The 12932-nt window shown below is 69.9% G+C and carries 9 protein-coding genes and 2 pseudogenes; 5 read left to right on the forward strand and 6 right to left on the reverse strand.

From position 1 onward, the window contains the following. Together FF041_RS17350 and FF041_RS17355 are read right to left on the reverse strand one after the other, a co-directional pair. Window positions 1-1058: acyl-CoA dehydrogenase family protein (locus tag FF041_RS17350; RefSeq protein WP_153523655.1), on the reverse strand; the 1058-nt coding region annotated here is incomplete at its 3' end. Between the two features lie 131 nt (window positions 1059-1189). Next, on the reverse strand, window positions 1190-2746 hold the full coding sequence (locus FF041_RS17355; RefSeq protein ID WP_153523651.1) for an acyl-CoA synthetase: 1557 nt from the start codon (window positions 2744-2746) through the stop codon (window positions 1190-1192). Between the two features lie 106 nt (window positions 2747-2852). Between FF041_RS17355 and FF041_RS17360 the strand changes: the two genes are divergently transcribed. Then, entirely contained in the window at window positions 2853-3485 is a 633-nt protein-coding gene (locus tag FF041_RS17360; protein ID WP_323391977.1) for a TetR/AcrR family transcriptional regulator, read from the forward strand. Window positions 3486-3602: 117 nt separating this feature from the next. Next, the gene (locus FF041_RS17365) at window positions 3603-4778 is read left to right on the forward strand and encodes a serine hydrolase domain-containing protein (protein ID WP_194292063.1); all 1176 of its coding nucleotides are present in this window, start codon (window positions 3603-3605) and stop codon (window positions 4776-4778) included. Window positions 4779-5210: 432 nt separating this feature from the next. On the opposite strand, the gene FF041_RS17370 is transcribed toward FF041_RS17365, so the two are convergent. The 3 genes from FF041_RS17370 to FF041_RS40340 all read right to left on the reverse strand — a co-directional run bounded on the left by FF041_RS17370 (window position 5211) and on the right by FF041_RS40340 (window position 9576). Beyond that, window positions 5211-7793 carry an FtsX-like permease family protein gene (locus FF041_RS17370; RefSeq protein ID WP_153523653.1) on the reverse strand — a complete coding sequence of 861 codons (2583 nt, stop codon included), beginning with the start codon at window positions 7791-7793 and terminating at the stop codon, window positions 5211-5213. Next, entirely contained in the window at window positions 7790-8491 is a 702-nt protein-coding gene (locus FF041_RS17375; protein ID WP_323391978.1) for an ABC transporter ATP-binding protein, read from the reverse strand. Before FF041_RS17375 ends, FF041_RS17370 begins: the two co-directional genes overlap by 4 nt. Before the next feature lie 602 nt (window positions 8492-9093). After that, the gene (locus FF041_RS40340) at window positions 9094-9576 is read right to left on the reverse strand and encodes a helix-turn-helix domain-containing protein (protein WP_323391979.1); all 483 of its coding nucleotides are present in this window, start codon (window positions 9574-9576) and stop codon (window positions 9094-9096) included. Window positions 9577-10194: 618 nt separating this feature from the next. Here FF041_RS40340 and FF041_RS17385 point away from each other — a divergent pair. Continuing rightward, window positions 10195-10499: pseudogene (locus FF041_RS17385) on the forward strand (aldehyde dehydrogenase); the annotation flags it as partial. 207 nt (window positions 10500-10706) lie between these two features. Here FF041_RS17385 and FF041_RS17390 read toward each other — a convergent pair. Then, window positions 10707-11132, reverse strand: coding sequence for a cupin domain-containing protein (locus FF041_RS17390; protein WP_153523658.1), 426 nt, complete (start codon window positions 11130-11132; stop codon window positions 10707-10709). Window positions 11133-11617: 485 nt separating this feature from the next. Between FF041_RS17390 and FF041_RS17395 the strand changes: the two genes are divergently transcribed. Further along, a complete protein-coding gene (locus FF041_RS17395; protein ID WP_323391980.1) occupies window positions 11618-12115 on the forward strand; it encodes an Ohr family peroxiredoxin in 498 nt (165 codons plus the stop codon). A 167-nt stretch (window positions 12116-12282) separates the two neighbouring features. Beyond that, window positions 12283-12630, forward strand: a pseudogene (locus tag FF041_RS17400) (succinate dehydrogenase); the annotation flags it as partial. Between the last annotated feature and the right edge of the window lie 302 nt (window positions 12631-12932).

Below are 12932 nucleotides of genomic sequence, written 5' to 3' on the forward strand. Positions count from 1 at the left end.
CCGGCTTTGCCGTGGATCTGTACGGCCTGGTCGGCGACGCGGAAGCACGCCTCGGAGGTGAACAGCTTGCACATGTTGGCCTCGACCGCGATGTTCTCGCCGCGGTCGGCGCGCGCGGCGGTGGCCATGACCATGGAGCGGGCGGCGTAGAGGTCGGTGGCCATGTCGGCGAGCTTGTGCTGGATGGCCTGGAGGGCGAGCAGCGGCTGCCCGAAGGCGACGCGGCTCTTGGAGTAGGCGACGGACAGGTCCCAGGCCCGCCGGGCGGCGCCGATCAGGGAGGGGCAGTGGAGCAACCGGTTGAGGGTGATGCGGCCGATGCCGATCCGCAGGCCCTGGCCGATCTCGCCGAGCAGGTTCTTCGCGGGGATCCGGCAGTCCTCGAAGACGAGGTCGCCTTCCATCCGCTGTCCGGACATGGGGACTTCGCCGTCCAGGACCCGGCAGCCGGGGGTGTCGAGGTCGACGAGGAAGGCGCTGTACGCCTCCTCGGTTCCGGCCATGCGGGCGACGACGATCGCGAAGTCCGCGAAGGGGGCGGCGGAGGAGTACACCTTGTGCCCGTTGAGGATGTAGGCGTCGCCGTCCGGGGTCGCGGTCGTGCTCATCCGCCGGACGTCGGAGCCGGCGTCCTGTTCGGTGATCGAGAAGCAGCAGGCCCGCTCGCCGCGGATGACGGGCATGAGGTAACGGTCGAGCTGGTGCTCGGTGGCGTACTGCACGATCGCGCCGACGCGCAGCGGCCCTCCCATGTCGCCCAGCACCGAGTGGGACAGGGCGGCCCCGGAAGCGGTCAGTTCCTCTTTCAGCGCGCACAGTTCGGTGAGGCTCAGGCCCTGGCCGCCGAGCTCGGGGGGCAGGCTGATGCCGTAGAAGCCGAGTTCCGCGCTGCGTTTCCAGACGTGTTCCAGCGTCGGGCGGTCGAGCTCGCTCTCGGCGGTGATGCCGTGCGCGCGCTCAAAGGGAATGAGCTCGTCGGTCAGATACGTGCGCAGCCGGTCGACGAGTTCCTGGAGGCGCGGGTTGTCGTCGTAGGCGGGTTCGAGGGTGTAGGGCATGGTGCGGGTTCCTGTTCCTGGGGTCGGTGGACTTCCTGAGGTCGGTGGACTTCCTGGGGTCAGTGGACTTCCTGAGGTCAGTGGACTTCCTGAGGTCAGTGGACTTCCTGAGGTCAGTGGACTTCCTGGGGTCAGTGGACGCGGCGCTCGGCGCCCGCCCAGTACCGCTCGCGGATCGCGCGGCGGTCGATCTTGCCGTTGGGGTTGTGCGGCAGGGCGGCGACGACCTCGACGGCGCGGGGCTTCTTCATCCGGGCGAGGCGTCCGGCGCAGAAGGCGATCAGCTCGGCCTCGTCGAGGACGGCGCCGTCGCGGGGAACGACGACGGCCTGGACGGCCTCGCCCCACTGTTCGTCGGGGATGCCGACGACGGCGGCCTCGTACACATCGGGGTGCTGGTGCAGGACGGATTCGACCTCGACGGCGTAGATGTTGAATCCGCCGGAGATGATCATGTCTTTCTTGCGGTCGACGATGAAGACGTACCCGTCGGACCTTCGGCGGGCGAGGTCGCCGGTGTGGAACCAGCCGTCGCGGAAGGTCTGCGCTGTGAGGTCAGGCGCGTTGTGGTAGCCGGGCACGACGTCGGGTCCGCGGACGGCGATCTCGCCGATCTCCCCGTCGGCGACGGGGGCGCCGCTGTCGTCGACGATCCGCACCTCGGCTTCGGCGATCGGCCGTCCGCAGGACAGCAGCAGTTCCTCGTCCTCGCCCTCGATGGCCCGCCGATGGTCCTCGGTGGAGAGGAACAGCACCCCGGAGGTGGTCTCGCCGCAGCCGAACCCCTGGGAGAGAACGGGTCCGAAGAGGTCCCAGGCCGCCCGGATCCGTGCCGGCGACATGGGCGCCGCGCCGTAGATGAGCTGTCGCAGGCTGGAGATGTCGTAGTCGCGTGCGCCTGGCAGCGCGAGGACGGTGTTGACCATCGTGGGAACGACGAAGGCGTGCGTGGCGCGCTCACGTTGGACGGTGGCGAGGAACTCCTCGGCGTCCCAGCGCGGCAGCACGATCGCGCAGCCGCCGGCGAAGAGTATGCCCAGCAGCGGCATGCCCGACGCGTGGGTGACCGGCCCGGCCAGGATCTGCCGGCCGCCGGGACCGACCCGGGTGTCGGCGCTCATCACCGACTTGCGCAGCAGCGCCAGGCGGTTGCCGTACGTCTGGACCGCCGCCTTGAGCCTGCCGGTGGAGCCGGACGTGAAGTGCAGTACGGCGATGTCGTCCTCGGCGCACTCCACCTCCACGGGTTCGGCGGTGGTGGCCGCGAGGGTCTCGGCGCAGCCGGGGCCCAGGTCGCTCGGACCGTCGTAGCCCAGGACCGCCTTCACCCCGGTGCCGGGGACCGCGACGCGGGCGGTCTCCAGGTGGGCGGCGTCGGTGAGCAGAACGCGGGCGTCCGACTCCGTGAGCAGGTGGGCGACCTCCGCGGCGCCCAGCCGGGCGTTGATCGGTACGCGGGCCAGCCCCGCCTTGCAGAGAGCCGCTTCGGTGACGACCAGTTCGGCGCGGTTGGCGGCAAGGGTCGCCACGCGGTCGCCCCGGCCCAGTCCGAGGTGGCCCAGCGCGGTGGCGAGGCGGTCGCTGTGGTCGTCGAGTTCCGCGTACGTCAGCCGGACAGGGCCGCAGACCACGGCTTCGGCGTCGGGTTGGTGGCCGGCCGTCCGGCGTATGTACCGCCCGAGGTTCATTACACCTCCAAAGTTTCCGAACACTGCGTCTGGTATCAAGCTTTGTGCTCGGCAACGTAAGGGCAGCAGTAGGGTCAGGTCAACGATCCGGAGAGAAGGAAGCGAAGTGGAAATCAAGCCCGCGGGAGACCGCCGTGTCCGCAGGACACGGGCGGCGCTGCGCCAGGCCCTGGTCGAACTGGTCCTGGACAAGGGGTTCCAGGCGATCACCGTCGAGGAGATCACCGCGCGCGCCGACATCGGCCGCGCCACCTTCTACGCGCACTACCGGGACAAGGAAGACCTGCTGGTCGGCATCGTCCGGGACCTCGCCGAGGACCGCGAACGCCTCCTGCCGGCGGTCCAGCAGGCACACGCCGAGGGGTTCACGGGCCTGCCGGTGAAGTACATCTTCGACCACGCGGAGCAGGAGAAGCCCGTCTACCGCGTCATCCTGCGGGGCGAGGGCGACGGGCGGGCCCTGCGCGAGTTCACCTCTGTCATCTGCGCGCACGCCGAGGCCGCCTTCCGCACCCGGAGCGAACAGCTGGCGGTCACCCCGAGGATCCCCCTGGACATCGTCGCCAGGGCCTGGACCGGCGAACTCATCGGCCTGCTGACCTGGTGGATCGAGAACGACACCGGCTACAGCGCCGCCGAGATCACCGCCCACCTGCGCGACCTGTCCGTCTACGGCCGTGTCTGGGCCACCGGACTGACCCCGTCCGACGCCCCCGGAGCCCTCGACCTCATCCCCTGAACAGCGGACGCACCATGCGCCGCTCCCCCGCTCACCCCCGCGCCTCTGGTCGAGTTACCAGACACGATGTACGGTATCGAGCCCAGTAACACACGATCGACAGAGCGGACAGGACGCATGACAGACATGCCCCCACTGGCCGACCTCGTCTGGGCACGGGGATACACCGATCCGGCCTGGGCCCGTCGGCACACGATGTCGGGCCGGGAGCTCGTTCCGAGCCGCGGTGTCTGGCGCGGATCCGGCGCGGCCTCAGCACTGCCGGCCACGCCGCCCGGGGCCCTGGACGGCCTTGCCTTCACCGGACCGCACGGGCAGTCGCTCACACTCCCCGAGCTGCTCGCCCAGGCCGAGACCGACGCCCTGCTCGTACTCCACCGCGGGACGCTCGTCCACGAGCAGTACCTGCACGGGTACGAGCCCCACATCCCGCACTTCAACGCCTCGGCCGCCAAGTCCTACCTCGGCCTCCTCGCCGCGGTCCTCGCCCACGAGGGGCAACTCGACCGCGGCGCCCGGGTGGCGGCGTACGTGCCCGAACTCGCCGGCACCGCCTTCGGCGACGCACAGGTCGACCACCTCCTCCACATGGGCACCCGGATGAGCTACGCGGGCCGCCCCTACGACAAAGCCCTGGAGGCGCAGCGCTACTTCGCCGTCCTCGCCCCCCAACTGCGCCCCTACGGCTACACCGGGCCGACCACCATCCGCGAGCACCTCGCCACCGCCCGGGCGACCGGTGAGCCGGGCCTGGAGTTCCGTTACGAGAACGGCAACGTCGAAGCCCTCGCCGAGGTGCTGCGCCGCATCACCGGCACCACCACCTCGGCGCTGCTGTCCGCGATGGTCTGGTCCCGCATCGGCGCCGAGGAGGACGCCTACTACGTCCTCGACGCGGACGGCACCGAGGCCGCCTGCGGCGGCTTCAGCGCCACCGCCCGCGATCTGGCCCGGCTGGGCGAGATGATCCGCTGTGGCGGCGCTATCGGCGACCGCCAGATCGTCCCCGAGGCCGTCGCCTCCACGATCGTCTCCGGCGCCCCGCACGGCTATCCACGCCGCGCACCCTTCCCCGGCTCGCCCGCCACCCTCTCCTACCACGACCTCTGGTGGATCCCGAACGACCCCTACGGCTCCTTCATGGCCAGCGGCATCCACGGCCAGTGCCTCTTCATCTCCCCCGCCCTCGACCTGGTGATCGTCCACTACGGCTCCCAGGTCGTCTCCCCAGCGGTTCCACACGTCCCCCTCGTCCGGGCATTCCTCACGATCGGCGCCCACCTCCGCGGCTGAGCAGCGCAATCGCGGGCGTGGGGTGGGCGGGGGTGTGTTCACCGGCCCGGTGGCGGTGAGAACACCCCCGTGCGCTCTTCCGGCCGCTGGCGGCAGTACGGGCCGCTGCCACGGTATCCGCCGCGGACAGGCCGAGCTAGGTCGTGTCTTCAAAGTCCCGTCTGCCTGCCGTGCCCTGGCACGCACGCTCTCCCCCGTAGCCCTGCGGGCACGGGAGGGACCCCCTGCGTTGTCGTCAGTCGCCGATGGCCCCCTGGGCCTGGCGGCCCGGGAGGTGCCCCCACCGCATGGACTCTCCCCCTGGGCTTCGCCCGGGGGCACCCCCATCCTCCGCCTTGCGATCGCACGCACCAGACCCCGCCAGGCCCTCCCCCTGGGCTTCGCCCGGGGGGACCCCCATCCGGGCGGACGACGCTACTTTGAAGACACTCCCTAGCGCACCGCCCTGAGCAGGGTCGTCACCCGCGAGCCACCGATCCAGCCGGCGAGTACCGCCGCCGCCACGGCGCCCGCCGAGGCGCCGGCCAGCCCGAGCCAGGGCCACAGCGACCAGCCCACCTCCAGCGCGGCGAGCAGCGCGGGGGTGACAGCGGCGGTCACCACCATGCCCATCCCCACTCCGAGGAGCGTCACCTGACCGGCGTACACCCCGGTGAGCAGGGATCGGAACCGGCGGTCGGCGCCCGCCGCGGCCAGTGCCGAGAGGTCGGGGCGCATCTCCTGGGTGGCCAGGGCGACGGTGAGGAACGCGAGGGTCGCGGCCACCAGCATCAGCGCCACGGCGCTGCCCACCGTCGTCGAACGCAGAACCTCGGCCGCCACCGGTCCGCGCTCCACCTCCAGGGTGAAGTAGCCGCTGCCGATATCGGACGCGAGCACCTCGCGCGCCCGGTCCTCCTGCTCCGTGGAGATCGAGCCGGCGGGCTTGGGCAGATAGAAATACGCGGAGTTGGGCTGCTCGATGCCGCCCATGGCCTTGAGCCCGGCAGTGGTGACGTAGACCGCCGGGAAGTTGCGGTAGTCCGACCGCGACTGTGACACCACCGCGTCGAGACTCACCTGGAGCATCTGTGGTTGACCCGCGCCGGTGACCGGCGACTCGGGCGCGGTCAGGGCGACCTTGCCGCCGGGGGCGAGCCGCTTGTCCATCACCATCGCCCCACCGGCGGCCAGTGTCCTGGTCTCCTCGGCAGTGGCGGCCCTGTCGAGCAGCGCGGGGAGATCCGCCTCCTTGACCACCATGACCGAGGTGGGCCGGTCCTCGGAGAGCTGGGTGGTGGTCTGGAACTCACCCCAGAAGGTCCACGGACTCCCGTCAGGAGTCGGTGTCTTGGGCACGGGAGGGGCAGCGAGCGTCATGAAGACCAGCCGGTCGCTGCCGAGAGCGTCCGCCATCGCGGCGACGGTGGACGTCTGCGGCATCTTGGTGGCGTACGCGAAGGCCGATCCCTCGGGGGAGTTCGGCCGGTAGGTCTTCCCCACCTCGGCGGTGAGGCCGCCCATGGCCGCCAGTACCAGCCCGGCGAGCACCGTGAGGCTGGCGACCACCGTGCCCATGGTGGCGGAACGGGAAGCGGAGCGGGCGAGGAGCCGCGCGCCGATCCGCTGCATCAGCGGAAAGCCGTCGGCCCGGTTGCTTGTCGACGGCAGGATTCTGGCGACGAGCATGCCCGTACCGATCACCAGGGCCAGTCCCCCGATCATGACCGTGAACGCCGCTTTCAGCGCACCACCCGCGACGATCAGCAGCAGTCCGCAGGTCAGCAGCGAGCCGAGCAGCACCTGCCCACGACGTGGGGTGCCCGTCTCGAAGTGGGCCTGGTCCCTCAGGGCTGCGACGACATCGCCGCCCACCCCGCGTGCCGCGATCCGGGCGGCGATCGCGGGGGTGACGATGCCGAGGACTGCCAGGACCGCGGTAGCGGTGGTGTCCAGCCGCAGCGTTCCCCAGATCTCACCGCTGCGCTCCGCGGCCCACGGCCTCAGCAGCCAGGCTGCCCCGACCCCGATGGCCATCGCGAGTGCGGTGGCGATGAGACCCACGAAGAAGCCCTGATGGGTGATGACCGAACGCCGGGTCTTCGGCCCGGCCCCGGCTGCGGCCAGCAGCCCCAGTTCACGTCGGTTGCTGCGTACGACGATGGCGTACACCGCGCCCATGACCAGGCCGAGTTCACCGAGGACCAGGACCACCAGCCCCAGGATCCAGGCGGATGCGGACTCCTGGGGGAGGAGGGAGCCGGAGTTGTCACTGTCGGCGACGGAGTCGGGGCGGGGCTCGGAGCGCCAGCCGGACTCGGCCATGGCCTTGGCGGTCTCCGGAGTGATTGCGTTGGGGGTGAACCACACGACGCTCGTGCTGTTCTGGCCCCCGGCCACCGAGCCGCCCTGTCCGGCCGATGAGGGAGAGGGAGCCTCGCGGGCCACGGTGAGGGGCGTGGCCAGCACGAACTTGCGCAGTGTGTCGGTGGGGATGGCGGCGATTCCGGTGACCTCGACGTCGGTCTTCCCCTTGCCGAGCCGCACCCGGTCGCCGACCTCGGTCTTGAGTCGTTCGGCGACGGTGGATGAGAGCGCGACCTCGTGCTCCGCACGCGGTGCCCGGCCCTCGGTCATGGCGAATCGTCCGCGGTGGACGGGCCGGTCGAGTTCGAGTCCGTAGCCGAAGGAGTCGACCTGTAGTCCGCCGGAGGAGACGGGAAGCCGGCCGTCGACCTCCGCGTGCACCTCGATGTCCTTCCCGGCGGCCTTCGCGAGCGCCCCGGGCGCCCCGGCCATCGCCTGCTCGACCCCCTGCTCCGAGACGAGGTCGTGATTGCGCAGCACGTTCGCCGACTGGCCAAAGGCAGCGGCGACCCGGATGTCCTGCGGGAGTTCACCGGTTGCCCGCAGGGTTACCAGGGCGACGGCCAGGGTCAGCGGGATCAGCAGCGCGGCGGTGAGGCCGAGGGTCCGCCTGCGGTCGTGCCGCACCCGCCGCAGCGCGATGCGGAAGGCGATCCTACGAGCGCTCATACGGCGGCCTCGGTGGCCGGGGCGTGGTCATGGCCGCCTTCGTGCAGCACGCCGTCGCGCATCCGGACCACCCGGTCGGCCCGGGCGGCCACCGCCTCGTCGTGCGTCACGATGACGCAGGTGGCCCCCGCCCGCACCAGCGACAGCAGGCTCACCATCACCTGGGCCGCGCTCTCGGTGTCGAGCGCCCCGGTCGGCTCATCGGCGAGGATCAGCCCACGGCCACCGGAGAAGGCCCGGGCCAGCGCGACCCGCTGCTGCTGCCCGCCCGAGAGCGAGTCGGGGTAGCGATCCGCGTACTCGTCCATACCGACGGAGGCCAGTGCCTCACGTGCCTGGGCTCGGGCCTTGCGGCGGGAAGTTCCGTCGAGTTCGGCGGGCAGGGCCACATTCTCCGCGACGCTGAGGATGCGGACGAGGTTGTAGTCCTGGAAGACATAACCGATATTTCGGCGGCGGTGCTGATAGAGCTGAGTCTCTTCGAGGGTGTCGATACGGGTGCCGGCGACGCTCACCGAGCCGGAGTCCGGCGGTTGCAGACCGCCCGCCATGGTGAGCAGGGTGGACTTGCCGCACCCGCTCGGTCCCATCACCGCGGTGAGAGTGCCCTGTCGCGCTGTGAGGCTCACCCCGCGCACCGCGGGCACCTCGATCTCTCCACTGCGGTAGTTCCGGGTCACCTCGTCTAACACCAACACCTGAGCAGCCCTTCGTTCGTACCGGTCTTCGTACTGGTTTCTTCTGCACGGCCATTGTGCCGTTTCGTACGGACGGCGCTCACGCATTCGCCGCGTACGGGGTTCGTCGGTGTGTGTCTGATCTCCGGGGCGCGGCGGACTGCGACACTGGAGAAGGCTGCCGGGCTGCTTTCCTCAGCCCGGCAGCCTTCAGGGGTGTTTCACCTCAGTGCTGGAATCCCGAGGACGAAACACCGAAGGTGCAGTCCGAGGTCCTGAAGTTGACGCCCGAGAACGGACCGCCACGCCAGGGCGAGACGACATCGAACGGCGAAAGCTCACACGTACCCCGCAGTCGGACCTGGGGAGACGTGCCGTGCGAACAGTTGTTGGCCCACGCATCTCCGCCGTTGCTGGAGTCGTGGCCCGACGACGAGCACGTGACGCTGCTGGCCTGCGCGGGCATGGCAGTGGCGAACGTGACCCCACCGGCGACTGCGGCTCCCACGGCGAGCGACGCAAAAAGACGCTTCATACTGATGTCCCCTTCAAGATCCACCAATGGGCTACCTGCTTCCCACCGGGATCCGGACTTCCGCGGCCGGGCTCTCCGACCGCCGCCATCACTGTTGCAATTGCGGCAGCGGCTGCCCATCGGACCTTTGGGCATGATCCCGAAGGTCCACTAGCGTCGTTTCGAACTTCTGTGCTACGAGGGCCGCCTCGACTCGAGACTCGACACCCAGCTTGCGCATCAGATTGGTGAGGTGAGCCTTGACCGTGCGCTCGGCTATGCCCAGCCGGCGGGCGAGGAGCCGGTTGGATACCCCTGTGGCCAGCAGGGAGAGGACCTCTAGTTCGCGTACTGTCAGGGATTCCAGTTCGCACCCGGGTCCACTCTCTCCCCCCAGGCCCATGGCGCGGCTTCTGACTCTGCTGTGATTGCCACTCATCGGCTGTCCCCTCATCCGTAGAGTCCCGGCATCGTAGCCAGAGGTCCGGTGCGCACACCGATGGATACAACTTTGCTTTTCGGCCAACGAGGTGCATGAGCTGCCGCCTGATGTCACTGTGCGAGGGAGCCGAGTGTGTGCAGATTGGCGCATTTCCTGTGGTTCCCCTGGCGCTGTGGGCCACTCCGCTTCCGAGTTGCTTGACTTCTGGACGGAAAGGGGAATAGCCCGGAAAATGCCATAAACGATTAGTTTGGTTTTCGGCCAACGAGGTGTGTGGGCTGCTGCCGCTTGGTGTAGCCGTGTGGGGGGTTCGGGTGGTTTCCCTGGCGCTGCGGGCCACTCCGCTTCCGGGTTGCCCGCCCCCTCCGCGTAAAGGGAATCAGCCGGAAAGCTTCACTTCCACTCGGGGGATCGCCGGTTGGCCCGAACTATCTGACGAAGTGTCGGGCAATCCCTTGGTGATAGAGCACGTGCACCCCGGCCCTGATGACAGTGTCGTCCTCCGGCAGGGGCGAGGCCGGGCCGACGGTACGTGAGGAGGGCCGCGGTGTTCAGGCGGGCGAATGCGTCGAGGCCGGGAAGGGCGTGAAGGAGACTTTCGGAGAAGTCCGCTGGTCATGCAGGGGCGTTGTCGGCGAAGGAGAACCCAACGCCCCGCGCAGCATCGTGCTCCCCCAGGCCCCCGACGCCGCCCAGACGATCACCGAACAGTTCCTGCCCGCCTGTCATCAGGCCCGTCGCCGCCGGGCTCGACGCCCGGTTCGCGGCGGCAGTGCCGTGCTGCGACCGGCCGTCCATCAGGTCGAGCGGGCCGATGCCGTCCAGTTGCGCACCGAACTCTCCTTCCCCTGTGTGTGGGTGGCACCCTGGAGCCGGTCGGACGGCATAGCCCCGCTGCGCGACTCCCTCGTCCTGTCGGCGCTCACGCGTGACGAGGCGCTGCTGGCGGAGCCGACCATCGGCAATGTGTACGCCGGCGCCCACCCGACGCACTGGATGGCCCAGGCGTGCCCCACGACAGTTATCTGTCCGACTCTCTGATGCGTAGCAAGGCCGTCGTCGGCACGGGGTGACACGGGGTGCGCGATCACGCCGATCAGTGGGGCAGGACCAGCGTGATCGCCGTGCCCAGCCCAGCGCCATCGGGCCGTCCCAGAAGTGGCCGTAGGGCCGTGGGCGCCCATGGCCCGAAGGGCACGGCGTCGGCGGCATTCATCGCGTGCCGTGTCCTCGCGCCGCGCGCCCGTGGACCGGTGGCGTCACCCGATGGACCGGTGATGTCACCCGGTGGGCCGCGGGGCACGCAGATGGGCGCGCTGCTCCAGCTCCTTCTCGGAGACGAGTTCGAGCATGGGCTTGCCCGGCGCGCACATCATCGTGACCACGAAACCGGTCCGGGCGTCGCCGAGCGCGTTGCCGTCCTGGTAGTGGATGACATCGCCGCCCGGCTCCCAGAAGGTGCCGCCGGCCTCCACCACCCGCTCCGGCTCACCCTCCAACTCGAAGCGGACCGCGCCCTCGATCACGTACCCGAAGGCGGGCCCGGAGTGGCGGTGCGGCGGGGTGCCCGGGTCGCCGGGCTCCCACTCGATCCGAACGGTCATCGCCGCGGCGCCTTCGGGGATCGTCAGCGGCTCCGCGGACTGCAGCACCCGCGCCGCGGTCATCCAGCTCGCCTTCTCCCCCTCGTCGCCGGTTCCGTGCATGTGGTCCGCGTGGTGGTCCAACACTGTTGTGCACCTTCCGTGGGTCGCCGTGTCATGGGCGTCGGGCACCTCGTGGACTCGCCGTGAGTCGGTGTCCGGCCGCGGCTCCATGACCGTTCGCCAGTGTTGACCGGCCACCGTGTGGATCTGTGACACGGACGACGGTACACGGGTCGGTGTCACAACAACGGCGCACGCACTGTCCTAAGTGTGGTGAGTGGCTGACGCCGCCGTCATGAACGCATCCACGGGGCCCCCGACGGGAAGAGACCCAGATGAACGTCGTCGTTGCAGGGGCCACCGGACTGATCTGTTCGAGGACGGTCGCCAGGCTCCGGGACCACGGTGCGGCGAGCGGCAAGATGTCACAACCTCGGTGACTCGTCGGTCAACCAGTTGCCCGGACTCCCCGATCCACCTCCTCTGCGTATGTGCTGCCGGGCACCGATCAGGGCACGCACCACGACCACGCCGGAGTCATTGCCGTGACCGACCCGATCCAGTTGCCCGACCTCTCCATCGAGAAGGACTACGACGGGGAGTCCTTCTCCGCCATCTACACGACGACCGTGACCGTCAGTGGCGGTGTGGCCGCCCACGGGCGGGCCTCGGGGAAGGCCCACTCGTCCGACGGCGTCCTGGACCTCGACCTGCGCATGCCCGCGGAACTGGGCGGGGACGGCAAGGGGACCAACCCCGAGCAGTTGTTCGCCGCCGGCTTCGCGGCCTGCTTCCACGGGGCGCTGAGTCTGGTGGCGCGGGAGAACGCGCTCGCCCCGGCCACGATCTCGGTCGAGGCGACCGTGGCCTTCGGGCGCGACCCGGAGGACGGCGGCTATCTGCTCCGCATCGACCTGGTGGTGAAGTGGCAGGGGGTCAGCCCGCAGGAGGCCACACCGCTGCTCCAGAAGGCCGATTCGCTCTGTCCGTACGCGCGGATGGCCTGGCGCGGAACGCCGACGACCATCACGCTCGCGTCCTAGCCAGGTCGTGTCGTCACAGTCCCGTCCGTCCGGCGGGACTGTGACGACACTCCCTCAGCCCGGGGACGGCGGGGTGGTCGCCGCCGGCGGTCTGCGGTCGCCCGTCCCGACCGCCGGGACGCTGCCCGGCGTACGTTGACAGTCGTGTAATACGCCCAGTGCGACGGGTTGTCATCCTCGGATACGGCCGTCTCACCGGGCGGGCGGCCGCCGCCCACTCGGCGTCGCTGACCGCGCAGCCGCGTTCGGCGGCGGCGGTGGAGCAGGCCCGTGCCGAGGTCGACGACCTGCTCGCCGCGGACGGTCGGGAGAATGTGCGCGCGCTCCAGCGCGCCATCCGCGACACCATGACCGAGCACACGGGTGTGGTGCGCGACGAGGACGGGCTGCGCACCGGGCTGGCGGAGCTGGAGGAGATCGAGAAGCGGATGGAGAGCGTCGGGGTCCATCCCGACATCGCCGGCTACCAGGATCTCGCGCACGCTTTCGACCTCAAGTCCGCGGCCCTAGGGAGTGTCTTCAAAGTAGCGTCGTCCGCCCGGATGGGGGTCCCCCCGGGCGAAGCCCAGGGGGAGAGTCCATGCGGTGGGGGCACCTCCCGTGCCGCCAGGCACAGGGGGCCATCGGCGACTGACGACAACGCTGGGGGCACCGCCCGTGCCCGCAGGGCTACGGGGGAGAGCGTGCGTGCCAGGGCACGGCAGGCAGACGGGACTTTGAAGACACGACCTAGCTGTATTGACCACGAGCGTTGTTGACGGTGTCGGGTCTTGATCATGACGAAGACCTCCGGTGTGGTGGAGGTGTCTAAGCCGCA

Origin of the sequence: Streptomyces jumonjinensis (assembly GCF_009600885.1) — a bacterium.
Classification (GTDB): domain Bacteria; phylum Actinomycetota; class Actinomycetes; order Streptomycetales; family Streptomycetaceae; genus Streptomyces; species Streptomyces jumonjinensis.

Excerpts from the sequence above, each read along its gene's own strand:
- FF041_RS17390 (WP_153523658.1), bottom strand. The coding sequence starts at position 11,132 with ATGCACGGAACCGGCGACGAGGGGGAGAAGGCGAGCTGGATGACCGCG.
- FF041_RS17355 (WP_153523651.1), bottom strand. The coding sequence starts at position 2,746 with ATGAACCTCGGGCGGTACATACGCCGGACGGCCGGCCACCAACCCGAC.
- FF041_RS17365 (WP_194292063.1), top strand. The coding sequence starts at position 3,603 with ATGACAGACATGCCCCCACTGGCCGACCTCGTCTGGGCACGGGGATAC.
- FF041_RS40340 (WP_323391979.1), bottom strand. The coding sequence starts at position 9,576 with ATGCGCCAATCTGCACACACTCGGCTCCCTCGCACAGTGACATCAGGC.
- FF041_RS17370 (WP_153523653.1), bottom strand. The coding sequence starts at position 7,793 with ATGAGCGCTCGTAGGATCGCCTTCCGCATCGCGCTGCGGCGGGTGCGG.